Raw genomic sequence first — 16,631 nt, 5'->3', positions numbered from 1 at the left:
CGGCATTCAAGAAGGGGCTTAGAAAGGCCTTGCATGATACCACAGTGACCGCTTAGGGCTTGACTCTATGGACGTTATCAGAAAAGAATGACGGCCGCATGGATTACCCTCATTACTACACATGATTTCGGGCAAACTTTATATTATTTCCGCACCGTCCGGGGCAGGCAAAACCAGTCTTGTTAAACAACTGATTGCCGAGATGGACGATCTGGCTGTGTCGGTATCACACACGACGCGGGCGATGCGCAGCGGCGAACAGGATGGTGTCGATTATTTTTTCGTCTCGGTCGAGACTTTTAAAGCCATGATCGAGCGGCAATCCTTTTTAGAGCATGCACAAGTGTTCGACAACTTTTATGGCACCGCACAACAGACCGTAGAAGATAATCTGGCTAAAGGGCTGGATGTGATCTTGGAAATTGATTGGCAAGGCGCCCAGCAGGTCAGAAGGATGTTGCCGGAAAGCCTGTCGATCTTCATCCTGCCGCCGTCTATCGAGGTATTGAGCCAGCGTTTGCAAAACCGCGGCCAGGATAATCCGGAGGTGATTGCCCGGCGCATGAGCGATGCGGTGACGGAAATGAGCCATTATCCGGAGTACGATTATTTGATCGTTAACGACGATTTCAGTCTGGCTTTGCAGCAACTAAAAAGCATCGTGACCGCAAACCGCTTAACCCAAAATCAACAACAAAAAACCTTGGCAACATTGCTGCAAGATTTACTTAACTAATAGAACTAACAACACTTATGAAAACTAGAAAAACGTCTTATCTGTTTGCCACGCTGATTGTTTCGGCGTTGACCCTTGCCGGCTGCTCCAGCGATGAAGCGGAAACACCCAAAGCCAGTGCCCCGTCTGCAAGTAAAAAAGCTGTCCATCGCGTGGATAGCGGCGAAGCGACCGAACCTGAGAAACGCCAATTCGAAAAAGAGTTTTCGGCCAAATGCGTCGCGCGGGAACTGAAAAATTCGAATAACAAAGACGTCGACGAAAAACGCTTCCAAGAAAGCTGTGACTGCATTGCAGAACACATCATGAAAGATCTATCGGAAATTGATGCCGAGAAATATCTGGAAGACCACGAAGACACCCACACCTTGCAGATCAAATTCGATGCTGCGGCGTATTTCTGTTTGCAAAACAAACCGCAGCCCAAAGGGCCGCATTTGTTTGGCAAACCACAATAAGATCGTAGGTTGGGTTTGCCCGAAAGGGCATAAAAGGCGTTAGCCGTAACCCAACACGTCGGCCTCATATGTTGGGTTACCCGCTATCGAGCTTTTGTGTTTGAAGGGTAACCCAACCTACCGTTTTACCCAATCTATCATTCCCCATGACACTATCTTCCGAATTATTTTCTAAAGCCAAACAATACATTCCCGGCGGCGTCAACTCGCCGGTGCGTTCCTTCAGCGGTGTTGGCGGCACGCCGGTATATTTCGACCGCGCGGCCGGCGCTTACGTTTACGACAGCGAAGGTAAGCGCTACATCGATTATGTCGGTTCCTGGGGGCCAATGATTTTGGGGCATGCGCATCCGGCCGTGATCGAAGCCGTTAAGCACAGCGCCGAAAAAGGCTTGAGCTTCGGTGCCCCCACCGCGATAGAAACGCTGATGGCGCAAACAGTCTGCAAACTGTTGCCGTCCATAGAAATGGTGCGCATGGTCAGCTCCGGCACCGAAGCCACCATGAGCGCATTGCGCCTGGCGCGCGGTTATACCGGCCGCGACAAGATCGTTAAATTCGAAGGCTGCTACCACGGCCATTCTGATTCCTTGTTGGTCAAAGCCGGTTCCGGTGCGTTGACCTTTGGTGTACCCAGTTCACCCGGCGTGCCGGCCTCCGTCGCTGCCGACACCCTAACCCTGACTTACAATGACAGCGATGCGGTGCGCAGCACCTTCGCCGAATTTGGCGACAAAATCGCCTGCATCATCGTCGAACCGGTAGCCGGCAACATGAACTGCATTCCGCCCGAGCCGGGATTTCTGCAAACTTTGCGCGAGGTTTGCGATCAATACGGCAGCGTGTTGATTTTTGATGAAGTAATGACCGGCTTCCGCGTTGGTTTGCAAGGCGCGCAAGGCCTGTACGGCGTTAAACCGGATTTGACCACACTGGGTAAAATCATCGGCGGCGGCCTGCCGGTCGGCGCTTTCGGAGGCAGCCGCAAAATCATGGAATATCTGGCGCCGCTGGGCCCTGTTTATCAAGCCGGCACCTTGTCCGGCTGCCCGGTGGCGATGGCCGCCGGCTTGAAAACCCTGGAACTGATCAACCAGCTGGGTTTCTACGAAGATTTAACCACCAAAACCACTAAATTATTGGCCGGCCTGCAAGCCGCCGCCGACGCAGCCAGCATCGCCTTTACCACCAACCAGGTCGGCGGTATGTTTGGCTTGTTCTTTAGCAGCGAAAAATCGGTCAGCCGTTTTTCCCAGGTGATGGCTTGCGATGTAAATCGCTTTAAGCAATTCTTCCATGCGATGCTGGATAAAGGTGTGTACCTAGCGCCGTCGGCTTTTGAAGCTGGTTTTGTGTCTGCTGCGCATTCGGATCAGGATTTGCAGGCGACGGTGGATGCGGCAGCTGAGGTTTTTAACGGGTTGTGAGGTTGAGCAGAGTCAGCATGCAGAACCTTTTAATTTTGTTAGGCTAAATGGCAATACCCACTCTATTATTGATTGTTCTGTTTGCTGGAACAGCCAGCGCAGCTAGCCTTCCAACTGATGTCGAAGGTTCGTTTCAGTGTAACTATGAAGGGAATCAGCAAGAAATGAATGCGTGTGCTTTGCGTGATTACAAGATGGCAGACGTTACTTTGAATAAGGTATACAAAGCTACCATATCCAAGTTGACTCTCGAGAAGCAAAAGGTACTTCGTCAGCAGCAACGATCTTGGCTTAAGGATCGGGATCCGCATTGCAAAGAAGAAGTAAAACAATCCGAAGGTGGTTCCATATGGCAGTTGGACTATTTCAGTTGTCTGAAAACAGCAACGGAACTCCGAACCAAAACTCTGGAAAACTGGACATCCAACCGGTGAGTCCGCTCCAGTTGGCGAAGCATAATCGGAGGCATGAAAGCCTTCCATTCGTGCTGTTACGCTCCACTAACCGCACGTACCAAACCTTGTTTTTTCAGTCTGGCTCCGCGTATAGCTGAGTGGCTAGTGTAACGTCCCTAACGTTGCTTTAGCTTTGTCGACTTTCGCCAAGATGGCATCAGGAGTAGCTGTCCATTGGTACGGCTTTGGGTGGGCATTGCGGTGTTCGAGGTACTGCATGATGGCCAGCTTTAGTTCGTCGACACTGCGAAATACCCCGCGACGGATACGTTCTTCGGTGATGTCACGAAAGAATCGTTCAACCAAGTTCACCCAGGACGCTGACGTCGGCGTAAAGTGCATCTGAAAGCGCGGATGCTTGTCCAGCCAGGCTTTCACGTTGGGATGTTTGTGGGTGGCATAGTTGTCGACGATCAAATGGACGGCCAACTCCTTGTCGGTTCGGCGGTCGAGTAGTTTCAAGAATTTCAGAAACTCATCGTTGCGGTGCTTAGGTACGCACTCGCCGATCACCGTGCCCTCATGAACATTGAGGGCGGCGAACAAGGTTGTGGTGCCGTGGCGTTTGTAGTCATGCGTCATCGTTCCGTTCTTGCCGGGTTTCATCGGCAAACCTGGCTGCGTGCGATCCAGTGCCTGGATCTGGCTTTTCTCATCCACGGAAAACACGATGGCTTTCTCCGGCGGCTCCAGATACAGCCCCACCACATCCCGTAACTTCGCTTCAAACTGCGGGTCGTTCGAGACCTTGAAGCCCTTGACCCGATGCGGCTTCAGCTGGTGCTCGCGCCAAATGCGATGCACCGCCATGCGTGAAATGCCGACCTGCTCGGCCAGCGTCCGGCAACTCCAATGTGTTGCGTGGGCCGGCTTGCCGGTCATCGTCAACGTCAACACTTCTTGCACCTTCTCCACCGACAACGGCGGCACTCGCGAGGGCCGCGTCTTGCCTTTTTTCAATCCGTCAATACCGCTGTCCACGAAGCGCCGACGCCACAAATTGAGCGTCGGCCCACTGATCTTCAAGGTGTCCATGATCGTTTGCGAAGGCAGACGGTCGGCAGTCATCAATACGATTCGCGCCCGCAACGTCTGCTTCTCTCCTATGGCTCGACTTTTCACCCACCGATTCAGCAGGGTACGGTCTTGCTCGCTCAACTCAAGTTTCTTTGGTGTTCTCATACCCACCAATTCTACCATTCATAAGTATTTGTCGGGGACGTTACACTAGCATCGTTCATAACCATAGCCCAATAACGACTTTCATCCTATAATGGTACGGAAATTCCGTACAGGAGAAGGCCATTATGGAAACCGTCAGCGTCAATCAATTTCGGGACAATTTAAAAAGCTACGTCGAGCAAGTGGTCGATAATCACGAGCCGCTGAAAGTCACCCGCCGAGCAGGCGATGCATTTGTGGTAATCAGCGCGGACGATTGGGAACGGGAGCAGGAAACGCTTTATGTACTGCAAAACTCTAGCCTGATGGCACAAATCGCTGCTTCCGCCGCCACACACACTCAACAACAAGGCTACCGGCCAAGCGAAGAACAATTTAATGAGATCGCTGGCATTTGAAGGTAACACTTGGGAGGTCTACGAAGAGCTTAGAGACAAAGACCAGGTTTTACACAAAGCGCTGTGCAAACTGCTCAAGGAAATGCTGCGCAGCGATCCCGCAACTGGTTTGGGCAAACCGGAGCCCTTGCGTCACAATCTTTCCGGACTTTGGTCCAGGCGGATTTCGCATAAAGACCGGCTGATTTATAAGTTCGACGATAACTGCATTTATATATTTGCTATCGGCGGACATTACGACCAACATTGAAAGTCAGTAACTGATCGTCGCCAGCGCTCGGCGGTACAATTTTGATTTTCGCCATTCCCACCCGCTAATCCCAAGCCTACAATCTCTCCTGATAACTCAAAGCACGCTTTCCCAGCTTTGAAAACCAACGATTTGTGCTCTCTCTGGCCAAATCGTATATTCGGTGTCTAACTGATTGGACGAAATAGATGAATAAGCAGCCAACCCACTTGCCAACTCCAAAGAATCAGAGGTATCGCCTAATCCTGAGTGACTTAGCCAAGCATAAGATTTCTGGTCGGAGACTGCTTTACGCCACTTGTCTACTTGTCGGGTTTTCCAATATAAGCCACGCCGATTTTGTTACCCATCCGCTAACCGACGCACCGTCTCCAAAGCCATCGGATCCGGCAACGCCAGCCGTGCCGGAAGTCACTGATACCGGCCAGCCTAATCAGGCCGAGATTGAGTTTAACGAGCAGTTTGGCGAAAAGAAACTGGGTACCTGCAGCATGACCTACAAGATGAAAGGCTTTTCGCTGGCTTATAAGCAATACGACGGCACCGGCGAAATCACCTGTCGTAATGGCCAAAAAGCCGCGGTCAAGCTGTCCTCAAAAAGCATAGGCTTTACGATTGGTTATTCGGTTATCGAAGGTGAAGGCCATTTCACCGATGTGAAATATATCAGCGAGATTTTTGGCGATTACATTTCGCTGGGTAATCACTTTGGCATTAAAAACTCGGTGGATAGGCAAGTATTGACCCGCGGCGAAATTTCCCTGGTGTTAATGGGTAAAGGCAAGGGCTTTGACATTGGCTTTACGATTGGGGATTTATCCATCAAGCCGCGTTAAGCCGTCTGCTTGATTCATTAAGAGGGTTTCGATGGAAACAGAAATAGGGATGGCACTGGCGGCAATACCTTTGGCGGCTTTACTTGGTTACCTGGCTTGCGCCTGGCTGAGCGGTAAGCGGCAGCGCGAATTGCAAAGTCAGTTAGAGCAGCAGCAACAGCAAGTTCAGCAACAAGCCGTTAAATTGGCGGTGGCCGAGGAACGGGTTTTGCTGTTGGCGCAAAAAGAATCCGAGTTGCAGTTGCTACAGCAACAATTGTTGGAGTTGAAAACCGAAAACGCGGATCTCAACGCGCGTCAGCAAGAACAGCACAAAAGCAACGCCGAGAAGATCCGCCTACTGCAAGATGCGGAAAATCAGCTCAAAACCCAGTTCGAGAATCTGGCGCATAAGATCTTCGAAGAACGCGGCAAGCAATTTACCGAACACAATAAAGTCAGTATCGAAAGTTTAGTTGCGCCACTCAAGCAACAGCTCGGCGAATTCAAAAGCCGGGTTGAAAGCGTTTACGACAACGAAACAAAGGATCGTATTTCTTTACGCGAGGAAATCGTCTCGTTACGCCGCGATACCGCCAAGATGAATCAGGAAGCGCTGAACCTGACCCGCGCCTTGAAAGGCGATCATAAAACCCAAGGCAACTGGGGTGAAATGATCCTGGAAAAAGTCTTGGAACAATCCGGCTTGCGCAAAGGTATCGAATACGAAACCCAAGGTGCGTTTCGTGATGAAGATAATCGGCTGTTCAAGCCCGATGTCATCGTCCGCTTACCGGAAAACAAGGATGTAATCATCGATTCCAAAGTCTCGCTAGTGGCCTACGAGCGTTATTGTTCGGCGGAAGACGATAACCAACGCATCGAAGCGCTGAAACAACACACCGAAGCGGTCCGAAACCACATCAAAGGTTTAAGCAATAAAGACTATTCCAGTTTGAAAGGTTTACGTTCACTGGATTTTGTATTGCTGTTCATGCCTATCGAAGCCGCCTTTATGGCAGCATTCCAGGCCGACGAAAAATTATTCAATGATGCTTTCGAACACAAAATCGTCGTCGTTACGCCGACTACCTTGTTGGCGACTTTGCGCACCGTACAAAATATCTGGCGATACGAACAACAAAACGAAAACGCCCGCTTGATCGCTGATAAAGCCGGCAGCCTGTACGACAAGATCAGAGGTTTTGTCGAAGACATTGAAAAACTGGGCAACCAACTCAGCACGATACAAAAAACCTACGACGGCATCGTCAACAAATTGAGTAGCGGCAGCGGCAATTTGCTCCGTCAAGCCAGTTTGTTTGAGGAACTGGGGGTCAAGGTCAAAAAGAAGCTACCTAAAAGCCTGACCGAACAAATGTCATCGGAGGATTGATGTTTCCGTGATCTGAAATACTCAGGTCCAATCATCGTAGTAATAATAACTTTATATATATCTTTAGATTGTTATTACTACTAAGGCCGAAAAATCTGTGGAAAACACTGTTTATATGAATTTATTCATAGCCTTATTAAAAATTAACGCTGTTATACAGCGGCGTTTTAGCTTGTTTACAGTCTGGGGATAACTAGAATCCGGGGTTTTACAGACAACTTATCCACAAACTCCTAGCTGTTCGACCAACAAGTTTTCAACAGAAACCGTGTTTTTTGGCAGGCTTTTTTCCGGCGATACTCGCAACAGCTCCATAGATAGGGGTAGCACTACAAGCGCCATCTCTTAACATCGCCCGTTGAAATACACTTATCCGGACACTATCTCCGGGTGGACTCAAGAAAACCATGTAGCGTGCTAACATGACTAAAATTTCCAAAAGCGGAATGTTTACTGAATTAGGCTAGAGATACTCATGGTCAACCCGGCAGAATTACGCCCCAAAATAAAAGCTTGCCTCAATGCACTGGATGCCACCCGTCCGGTGGTATTCGGCAAGCATCCCTTGATTGCGGACGGCGTCAGCGAAGACCTTTATGTGGCAGGTTTACACGGGCCTGATAGGCCTCTGGTTAGGGTGTTGGCTGATCGCATAGATTTCGACGAAGGCGGCGGCACTTACTTATTTTCCGGTAACCGTGGCACCGGAAAAACCACCGAATTGATGCGTCTGGCGGAAATGCTGCGCGAGCAGGGCTGCGAAGTGTTTTATGTCGATATGGCCGAATACCTGAATTTAACCATGGCCGTGGAAATCACCGATTTTCTGATTAGCATGCTCGGCGGCTTATCGGAAAAAATCGAAGAACGCTACGGCCACGATCCCGCCAACATCGGCTTTTTCGAACGGGTTTGGATTTTTCTGCAAAGCGAAGTCAAAATCGAGGAACTTGGTTTGGAAGCCGGCGAGGATCTCAAAGCCAGCTTGAAAATGTCGCTGCGGGAAAACCCCACCTTCAAGAAAAAGCTCCAGGAAGGCACCCGCGGTCACGTCGCCAGATTGGTTCAAGAAGCGCGTAAATTCGTCGAAAACGTTGTGGCTGTCGCCCGCCGGAAAGCCGGTCAGCCGGATAAAAAAGTAGTGTTACTGTTGGATTCGGTGGAACGCTTGCGCGGGGTCGGCGACAGCGAAGACATAGGTAAAGTGTTCAAGAGCGTGGAAACCATTTTTTCCGGGCATGCCGACAAATTGCGTTTTCCGCCGTTGTATTTGGTTTGCACCATTCCACCGTATTTGACGGCCTTGGCCGGTAGCCTGGGGGCTTTGTATTCCGGCGGCAAAATCTATATGCTGCCCAGCGTGCATGTTTACGAAAGCCGTCCGCAAGACGGCGCTGCGCCGGTACCTTCCGAAACCGGCCTGAATGCGATGGTGGATATTGTCGGCCGGCGTTTTCCTGAATGGAGCACATTTTTTACCAGGGAGCAATTGCTACGTTTAGCCGCCAACTCCGGTGGCGATTTACGCGATTTTTTCCGGTTGGTGGGTTTATGCATCACCGAAGCGCTGTATCAGGAATCGCTACCGCTACCCGATACGGTATTAGCCAGCGCGGAAAGCGCCTTGCGTAAAGATATGCCGCTGGCTCGCGACGACAAACAGGTGTTGGCGCGGGTGTTGGAAAAGCACGACCGGCAATTGGAAAGCCTGGACAAACTCCCGGACTTTGCCCGTCTGACCGAAGGCAAATACATCCTCAACTACCGCAACGGCGACGATTGGTTTGACGTGCATCCGCTGTTGCGCGACATCGTTGCCAAAGGTGATTGACACCGATTATCAAACCGAGCTGGACAGCATTTGGCGTAAGCTGCGCCCGCATCTGGAATGGGCGCGCGGTTTTGCGTTGGCGGTGTTGTTTAGTCGGCATCCCGCGCCGGTCCAGGCTTTGAAACAGCGCCTGCAAGACTTGCTGAGTATCAATACCCTGCCGTTACGGCAATTTGTTTTACAACATCCCGAACAACTGGACACCACCTTGGCGGCGATACTCGCTGCCCGGCCGCTGGGCGACAAACGCCCGCCCTTGTGGTTGGAGTTAAGGCTGGATGGCGATAGCCAGCGCCGGGCGGTCTGGCAATTGCTGGCCCGCCTTAACGAAAGACGCTTCTTATTGGAACGCGACGTCGCCTGCCCGATGATAGTGCTGCTGCCGTGCGAGTTTCGTCTCGATGTACCGAGCATGCTGCCGGATTTATGGAGCATCCGCAGCTTTACCGCCGATTTACCGACGCCAGTGCCTATCGTCCCGGCCAGTCGCGCAGAGAATGTGCCGGCTCCGGCCAGTTTGGCGGCCAGCTGCGAATTGTCAGCTGCTGAACTGGAATGGCAGCGCTTGTGGGAACACACTACCGACAAACAGCGGCTGTCGGCGGATGCGGCTTTCGCCGCGCTCGACGCGGCTATTGAGAGAACGGATTATGCCGCTGCTGGGCAAGTTGTAGAACAAATGTCGCCGGTGTTGCGGCGGTTGGCTAATAAACCTGATGCATCCGATGCCGTGCGTAATTTCAGCATAATTCTGGATTACACCGGCGATATAGGCCAAGCCCTGGGTAGTCTGGAAGAAGCGCGGGCGGCCTATGCCGAAAGCCTGAGCTTGCGCCGGCAACTGCGGGAGGCGCTGGGCGACAGTCCGCAAGCCTTGCGCGATTTGAGTATATCGCTGGAAAAGGTCGGCAATGTGGAGCAAGCCCTGGGTTGCCTGGACGAAGCGCGGACGGCCTATGTGGAAAGCCTGGATTTGCGCCGGCAACTGCGGGAGGCGCTGGGCGAAAGTCCGCAAGCGCTACGCGATTTGAGCATTTCGCTTAACAACATCGGCGATGTGGATCAAGCCCTGGGCCGCCTGGAGGAGGCGTGGGTGACCTATGCCGAAAGCCTGGGCTTGTGCCGGCAACTGAGGGCGGCGCTGGGAGACAGTCCGCAAGCGCTGCGCGATTTGAGTATTTCGCTGGACAAGATCGGCGATGTGGAGCAATCCCTGGGCCGCCTGGAGGAGGCGCGGATGACCTATGCAGAAAGCTTGGACTTGCGCCAGCAACTGAGGGCGGCGCTGGGCGACAGTCTGCAGGCGCTGCGCGATTTAAGTATTTCGCTGGACAATGTCGGCGATGTGGAGCAAGCCCTGGGCCGTCTGGAAGCCGCGCGGGCGGCCTATACCGAAAGCTTGGACTTGCGCCGGCAACTGCGGGCGGCGCTGGGCGACAGTCCACAAGCGCTGCGCGATTTAAGTATTTCGCTGGACAACGTCGGCGATGTGGAGCAAGCCCTGGGTCGTCTGGAAGCCGCGCGGGCGGCCTATGCCGAAAGCTTGGACTTGCGCCGGCAACTGCGGGAGGGGCTGGGTGACAGTCCGCAAGCTCTGCGAGATTTGAGTGTGTCGTTGGACAGGATCGGCGATGTGGAACAAGCCTTGGGCTGTCTGGAAGCCGCGCGGGCGGCCTATGCCGAAAGCCTGGGCTTGTGCCGCCAACGGCGGGAGGCGCTGAGCGGCAGTCAGCAAGCGCTGCGCGATTTGAGTGTGTCTTTGAACAAAATCGGCGATGTGGAGCAATCCATGGGCCACCTGGAGGAGGCGCGGACAGCCTATGCCGAGAGCTTGGCTTTGCGCCGACAACTTCGAGACATGCAGGGCGACAGTCAGCAAGCGCTGCGCGATTTGAGTGTGTCGCTTAACAACATCGGCGAGGTGGATCAAGCCCTGGGCCGCTTGGAGGAGGCGTGGGCGGCCTATGCTGAAAGCCTGGGCTTGTTCCGGCAACTGCGAGAGGCGCTGGGCGACAGTCCGCAAGCGTTGCGCGATTTGAGTGTGTCGCTTGAGAAGATCGGCGATGTGGAGCTAGCCCTGGGCCGTCTGGAGGAGGCGCGGACGGTCTATGTCGAAAGTTTGAGCTTGTGCCGGCAATTGCGGGAGGCAATGGGCGACAGTCCGCAAGCGCTACGCGACTTGAGTATTGCGCTAAACAACATCGGCACGGTGGAGCAAGTCCTCGGACGGTTGCCCCAGGCAAGAGGCTGTTTTAAGGAAAGTATGGAGTTAGCGGCGAAATTGGCTGAAGCTTTTCCCAATGTTCCGCGATACGCCAATGATCTGGCCTGGGTAAGTGCCAGCCTGCAAGCCCTGGATAGCGGCGAACAGCTAGACTAAGCTGCAAATGCAGTATGCCGCCTTTGCCCAGTTTGTGATGCCGATGATAGGTGGTAGCATGCGGCGAGTTGAATTGCCTTGTATCCAAAGCCCAGCGGAGGCCGCTTCTATGAATCAATACAATCCGGACGTTTTCAGTCAGCTACATATCGACATCGCCCGCAATTCCACCGACGATTTCAATCTGTTCCACGATAGCCGGAAGTGGCAGAACATCAACGGCAATCCGTTTAACGGCCCGATTACCTTGGGGTTTCAGCTGGAGTCCTTGATCGAAGGCAAGATAGCGGACTATCGCCGGCAACATGACGAAGAAAAATTGCTAGCCGAACAGGGCTTGAACTTCAGCAATTACCAGTTTGCTTTTGCCAATGCCATTAAGCCGAACCAGGCGATTGAAGTGGATATTAAAGACTCGGTATTTAAAAAAGAACCGTCGCCAAGCTTGAGCAATCGGATTATCGTCAAGGCCGACGGCAAACTGGCCTTGACCGGCTATAAAAAAGAAACTGCTGAACCGCTGTTTTTAGATCAGCCGGATTTGTCCCGGGTCGGCGAATTAAAAATCCAGCCTGACCGTTGTTTTTTGAGCAATGGTTTTTTTCTCAAACGCAAGTTCATGATGACCAGCAATGCCAAGAATTTTTTGTGTGCATCGCTGCGTGATCAAACCCAGTATTTCGACGAGCTACAGGATAAGGTGATTTTCCCGGAGATGTTTCCGTGCGCATTGCTGTCCAGTGCGTTGCTGGAAAAGGCCTTGAAATGGCTGCACGATTTCGAGCGTAACCCCATGGTCTATACTTCGCACAAAATTTCCATCGACAGACGTTGTTTGTCGCAGCTTAAAAGTAACGACGCGGTGCATATTTTGATCAAACCCGCAGCGGATTGCGCCGCGCACGATTTCGGCGATTTGAACGCCACACCCTTGGATTACGAATGTTACGGCTTAGTCAACAATCATAACGCCTTGTTGTTTAGAGCATTGATTTCGCTGGTGCCGCTGGAGTTAATCCGCAAGGCCATGGCATAAATAACTCTGGATGCAGCTAGTGCCATTTTTTAGGGGATAAAATGAAATATTTGTTGTTGACGTTGCCGCTATTGCTGGCCGCTTGCGAAAAACCAGCGCCCACAGCATCAGTGCCCAGACCGGCTTTAGTGGTGACAGTAGGCGAGCAAACTGCAGCCGCCCCTATCATATTGATAGGCGAAATTCGCTCCCGCTACGAAAGTGCTCAAGGTTTTCGCATCAACGGCAAAATTATCGAACGCAATGTCGATACAGGCGCAGTGGTGACGAAAGGTCAGCTGTTGGCCAAACTGGATAGTATGGATACCGGTTTATCCACCCAAGCGGCGCAGGCGGAAGTCCGGGCGGCGGAAGCCGATTTGGCTTTGGCACAAGCAGAGCTGGACAGACAACGGCAATTACACGCCAGCAAATTCATTTCCAACCAGGCTTTGGATATTCAGGAAGCGCAATTCAAGGCGGCGGCGGCCAGGGTAAAGCAAACCCGCGCGCAAGCGGCGGTAACCGGCAATCAGTCGCGCTACACGCAGTTACTGGCGGAGCGGGATGGCGTGGTTACCCGCATTCAGGCCGAACCGGGCCAAGTGGTTGCCGCGGGCGAGCCTATTGTTCGTATCGCCGTGCCGGAGAATAAGGAAGTCGAAATAGCCGTTCCCGAGTCGCGCATGCTGGGCATCGCTGTCGATGTGCCGGCGGAAATCAGATTGTGGGCCAACCCCACCACTGTATACAAAGGTAAGGTTCGGGAAGTGGCACCGGCTGCTGATAATCTCACACGTACTTTTCAAGTACGTGTGGTTTTGCTGGATGCGGACGATTCGGTGCGTTTGGGCATGACGGCCGGCGTTCGCTTTTATCATCAGGACACCAAGGATTTTTTATTACCCACCACAGCGCTCACTCAGCGCGATGGTCAATCCGTCGTCTGGGTGGTGAATCCGGCGAACGGTGAAGTTCAGCCTAGAACCGTTCAGGCCGGCGCGTTTCGCGAAGATGGCGTGTTGATTGCCGGCGGTATCCAAAAAGGCGAACAAGTAGTAGTGGCGGGGGTGCAAACTTTGATACCCGGCCAGAAAGTTAGGGCAACGCCGCTGCGGAGCCAACCATGAAATCGGGCTTCAATCTCTCCGAGTGGGCTTTGCGGCACCCGGCATTGGTGTTATATGCCATGTTGATGCTGACCTTGGTGGGGATGCTTTCGTATACCAGGCTGGGCCAGTCTGAAGATCCGCCGTTCACTTTCAAAGTGATGGTTATCCGCACCGGTTGGCCCGGTGCCAGCGCGCAGGAAGTGGAACAACAAGTCACCGATAAACTGGAGAAAAAACTCCAGGAAGTACCCTGGCTGGACAATTTACGCAGCTATTCCAGACCGGGCGAATCCTTAATTTTTCTGTCGGCCAAGGACTCCACACCAGCGGCGCAAGTCCCGGACATTTTTTATCAGGTTCGCAAAAAAATCGGCGATATTGCTTACACCCTGCCGGCAGGCGTTGAAGGGCCGACATTCAACGACGAGTTTGGGGATGTATACGGAAACTTGTATGCCTTGACCGGCGACGGCTACGACTATGCGGAACTGAAGCGTCACGCGGAAACGTTGCGTGCCGAACTGCTCAGAGTGAACGATGTCGCCAAGGTTGACTTTTTCGGCGAGCAGAAACAACGCATTTACGTCGAATTGTCCAATGCCAAATTAGCGACCATCGGCATCGACGTTGCCACCTTGCTTCGCACCTTGCAAGCGCAGAATCTGGTGACGGGCAGCGGTAGTTTCGATTCTGAAAACGAGCATATTCGGATTGCGGTAACCGGTCGTTACGATAGATTGGAAGAACTGCGGGATGTACGTTTTCGCGCCAATAACAACGAATTCCGGTTGGGCGATGTCGCCAAAGTCAGCCGCGGCTTTGAAGATCCCCCCAAGGACCGGGTGCGTTATAAAGGTCATGACGCGCTGTTGATCGGCGTGGCGATGCGTGCTGGCGGCGATATCATCAAGCTGGGCCGCGATTTGGACCAGGCCGTGGTAACTACCCAAGCCCAATTGCCGGTGGGTTTGGAATTGCATACTGTGTCTTCGCAGCCGAAAGCGGTGCAGCGTTCGGTTAACGAGTTTGCCAAATCGCTGACCGAAGCGGTCGTCATAGTGTTGGGCGTTAGCCTGCTGTCTTTGGGTTTACGCACCGGCATCGTGGTCGCGATCACGATTCCGGTGGTGTTGGCAGTCACTTTTTGGCTGATGCATCTGTTTGGCGTTGGCTTGCACAAAATTTCTCTGGGTGCGTTGATTTTGGCTTTGGGCTTGTTGGTGGACGATGCCATTATCGCCGTGGAAATGATGGCGTCTAAGATGGAACAGGGTTGGGATAGAACCCGTGCTGCCGCATTTGCCTATACATCCACCGCGATGCCAATGCTGAGCGGCACATTGGTAACCGCGGCCGGCTTTTTGCCGATTGCCACGGCGGCGTCTTCTACCGGCGAATATACCCGCTCGATTTTTCAAGTGGTGGTTATCGCCTTGTTGGTCTCCTGGTTCGCGGCGGTAGTGTTTGTACCGTATTTGGGACATCGCTTATTGCCTGACTTGAGCAAGGGACAAGAGCAAGCGTCGAGCTGGGCGCGGATTTGGGCCAAATTGCGGAACAAACCACATGCCGAACAGCCCAAGAACCACGCCCACGAGCTTTATCAAACGCCGTTTTATCTGCGCTTCCGAAAACTGGTGGCTGCTTGCGTTATCCACCGTTGGCTGGTGATTGTTTTAACCATAGCCATGTTTATTACCGCGATCTTCGGTTTTAAGTTTGTCCAGCAACAGTTTTTTCCGGATTCCACTCGGCCGGAGTTAATCGTCGATTTGCGCTTGGCGGAAGGCGTGTCGTATGCCGCCACCGAAGCCGATGTGAAAAAACTGGAGGCCTGGCTGGATGACCAAAGCGGCATCGATAATTACGTGGCTTATGTCGGCAACGGCAGTCCGCGTTTTTATTTACCTTTGGATCAGCAATTACCGCAACGCAGCTTTGCGCAGTTTGTGATCTTGACCAATGGCCCAGCGGAACGAGAACAACTGCGCGATAAACTCATCCATTTGTTTGAACAGGATTTTCCGGATATGCGCGGCAGCGTATTACGTTTGGAGAACGGCCCGCCGGTAGGTTTTCCCGTGCAATTCAGAGTCTCCGGGCCAGATTTATCAACGCTACGCACGATTGCTCGCCAGGTGGCGGATGTGATGCGCGCCAACCCTTATCCGTCCAACGTGCAGTTGGATTGGGAAGAGCCGGTGAAAGTCGTGCGCGTGAATGTTGACCAATCCAAAGCCAGACTACTGGGGATTAGTTCCAGTGATATTGCCAATATTGTCAACGGTGCGCTGCAAGGCTTGTATGTGACAGAATTTCGTGAAGGCATCGAGCGCATCGACTTATTGGTGCGTGGCGCCGAAATCGAACGCAAGCATTTATCGCGGCTGCAAAATTTGATGATACCGATCCCCGGCGGACACAGTGTGCCCCTGTCGCAAGTCGCGGAACTGGAATACGGTTTTGAGGAAGGTTTGATTTGGCGGCGTAATCGCATTCCTACCGTCACGGTGCGCGCGAATTTGTATGGCAATATGCAGGCGCCGATGGTGTCGGCACAGATAGAAGAACAACTGGTCGACATAAAGCGGCAATTACCGCCCGGCTACCGCCTGGAGACCGGCGGCGCGGTGGAAGAATCGGCCAAAGGCGGCGATTCGGTCGCGGCCGGTATGCCTTTGTTCTTTCTAACGGTATTGACTGTGCTGATGATCCAGTTGCAAAGCTTTTCGCGGATGGCCTTGGTGTTATTAACAGCGCCGCTCGGTTTAATCGGCGTGACCTTGTTTTTGTTGATTTTTCAACAACCGTTTGGGTTTGTGGCGATGTTGGGCACCATCGCACTTTCCGGCATGATCATGCGCAACTCGGTAATTCTGGTCGATCAAATCGATCAGGATAAGCAGGCCGGGCGTTCGGATTTTGATGCGATTGTCGATTCGACGGTGCGCCGCTTCCGGCCTATCGTACTTACGGCGGCAGCGGCGATACTGGCTATGATCCCCCTCACCCACAGCGCCTTTTTCGGGCCGATGGCAGTAGCGATTATGGGAGGTTTGACCGTCGCGACTGCGTTGACGCTACTGTTTTTGCCGGCTTTATATGCAGCTTGGTTCAGAATCACGGTTTAATTTTTAAGGTTTAGAAACCGGTGTTTTCGGGTGGGTGAAATTCAG

The 16,631-nt window shown here is 52.7% G+C and carries 14 protein-coding genes; 13 read left to right on the top strand and 1 reads right to left on the bottom strand.

The genetic code is table 11. From position 1 onward, the window contains the following. The first annotated feature begins 121 nt into the window (after nucleotides 1–121). From gmk to ACMXD4_RS22840, 4 genes are all read left to right on the top strand, one after another. Nucleotides 122–736, top strand: coding sequence for a guanylate kinase (gene gmk, locus ACMXD4_RS22855; RefSeq protein ID WP_171697040.1), 615 nt, complete (start codon nucleotides 122–124; stop codon nucleotides 734–736). 17 nt (nucleotides 737–753) lie between these two features. Continuing rightward, nucleotides 754–1,194, top strand: coding sequence for a hypothetical protein (locus ACMXD4_RS22850; RefSeq protein WP_033157632.1), 441 nt, complete (start codon nucleotides 754–756; stop codon nucleotides 1,192–1,194). Between the two features lie 146 nt (nucleotides 1,195–1,340). After that, on the top strand, nucleotides 1,341–2,621 hold the full coding sequence (gene hemL / locus ACMXD4_RS22845) for a glutamate-1-semialdehyde 2,1-aminomutase (RefSeq protein ID WP_415879480.1): 1,281 nt from the start codon (nucleotides 1,341–1,343) through the stop codon (nucleotides 2,619–2,621). Between the two features lie 47 nt (nucleotides 2,622–2,668). Next, a complete protein-coding gene (locus tag ACMXD4_RS22840; RefSeq protein ID WP_415879479.1) occupies nucleotides 2,669–3,055 on the top strand; it encodes a lysozyme inhibitor LprI family protein in 387 nt (128 codons plus the stop codon). A 123-nt stretch (nucleotides 3,056–3,178) separates the two neighbouring features. Here ACMXD4_RS22840 and ACMXD4_RS22835 read toward each other — a convergent pair whose 3' ends face one another. After that, a complete protein-coding gene (locus ACMXD4_RS22835) occupies nucleotides 3,179–4,258 on the bottom strand; it encodes an IS630 family transposase (RefSeq protein ID WP_415878126.1) in 1,080 nt (359 codons plus the stop codon). A gap of 125 nt (nucleotides 4,259–4,383) precedes the next feature. Here ACMXD4_RS22835 and ACMXD4_RS22830 point away from each other — a divergent pair, with 125 nt between their 5' ends. The 9 genes from ACMXD4_RS22830 (at nucleotide 4,384) to ACMXD4_RS22790 (ending at nucleotide 16,586) form a co-directional block, all read left to right on the top strand. Continuing rightward, entirely contained in the window at nucleotides 4,384–4,656 is a 273-nt protein-coding gene (locus ACMXD4_RS22830) for a type II toxin-antitoxin system Phd/YefM family antitoxin (protein WP_415879478.1), read from the top strand. After that, complete coding sequence (locus ACMXD4_RS22825; RefSeq protein WP_415879477.1) at nucleotides 4,637–4,906, top strand: Txe/YoeB family addiction module toxin; 270 nt, start codon at nucleotides 4,637–4,639, stop codon at nucleotides 4,904–4,906. Before ACMXD4_RS22830 ends, ACMXD4_RS22825 begins: the two co-directional genes overlap by 20 nt. 401 nt (nucleotides 4,907–5,307) lie before the next feature. Then, the gene (locus ACMXD4_RS22820; RefSeq protein WP_415879476.1) at nucleotides 5,308–5,742 is read left to right on the top strand and encodes a hypothetical protein; all 435 of its coding nucleotides are present in this window, start codon (nucleotides 5,308–5,310) and stop codon (nucleotides 5,740–5,742) included. A 31-nt stretch (nucleotides 5,743–5,773) separates the two neighbouring features. Beyond that, nucleotides 5,774–7,117 (top strand): DNA recombination protein RmuC, encoded by a 1,344-nt coding sequence (locus tag ACMXD4_RS22815; protein WP_415879475.1) that lies wholly within the window; start codon nucleotides 5,774–5,776, stop codon nucleotides 7,115–7,117. A 475-nt stretch (nucleotides 7,118–7,592) separates the two neighbouring features. After that, complete coding sequence (locus ACMXD4_RS22810; protein WP_415879474.1) at nucleotides 7,593–8,948, top strand: hypothetical protein; 1,356 nt, start codon at nucleotides 7,593–7,595, stop codon at nucleotides 8,946–8,948. Further along, nucleotides 8,941–11,328, top strand: a complete 2,388-nt coding sequence (locus tag ACMXD4_RS22805; RefSeq protein WP_415879473.1) for a tetratricopeptide repeat protein — start codon at nucleotides 8,941–8,943, stop codon at nucleotides 11,326–11,328. Before ACMXD4_RS22810 ends, ACMXD4_RS22805 begins: the two co-directional genes overlap by 8 nt. A 109-nt stretch (nucleotides 11,329–11,437) precedes the next feature. Next, nucleotides 11,438–12,364: a hypothetical protein gene (locus ACMXD4_RS22800; protein ID WP_415879472.1), complete on the top strand. Its 927-nt coding sequence runs from the start codon at nucleotides 11,438–11,440 to the stop codon at nucleotides 12,362–12,364. A 41-nt stretch (nucleotides 12,365–12,405) separates the two neighbouring features. Further along, complete coding sequence (locus tag ACMXD4_RS22795; RefSeq protein WP_415879471.1) at nucleotides 12,406–13,473, top strand: efflux RND transporter periplasmic adaptor subunit; 1,068 nt, start codon at nucleotides 12,406–12,408, stop codon at nucleotides 13,471–13,473. Further along, nucleotides 13,470–16,586, top strand: a complete 3,117-nt coding sequence (locus tag ACMXD4_RS22790) for an efflux RND transporter permease subunit (RefSeq protein WP_415879470.1) — start codon at nucleotides 13,470–13,472, stop codon at nucleotides 16,584–16,586. The genes ACMXD4_RS22795 and ACMXD4_RS22790 overlap by 4 nt, the downstream gene beginning before the upstream one ends. Nucleotides 16,587–16,631: the final 45 nt, after the last annotated feature.

The organism is Methylomonas sp. TEB (assembly GCF_047777895.1).
Lineage (GTDB): Bacteria > Pseudomonadota > Gammaproteobacteria > Methylococcales > Methylomonadaceae > Methylomonas.
This window is presented reverse-complemented; position numbering and strand designations above follow the sequence as displayed.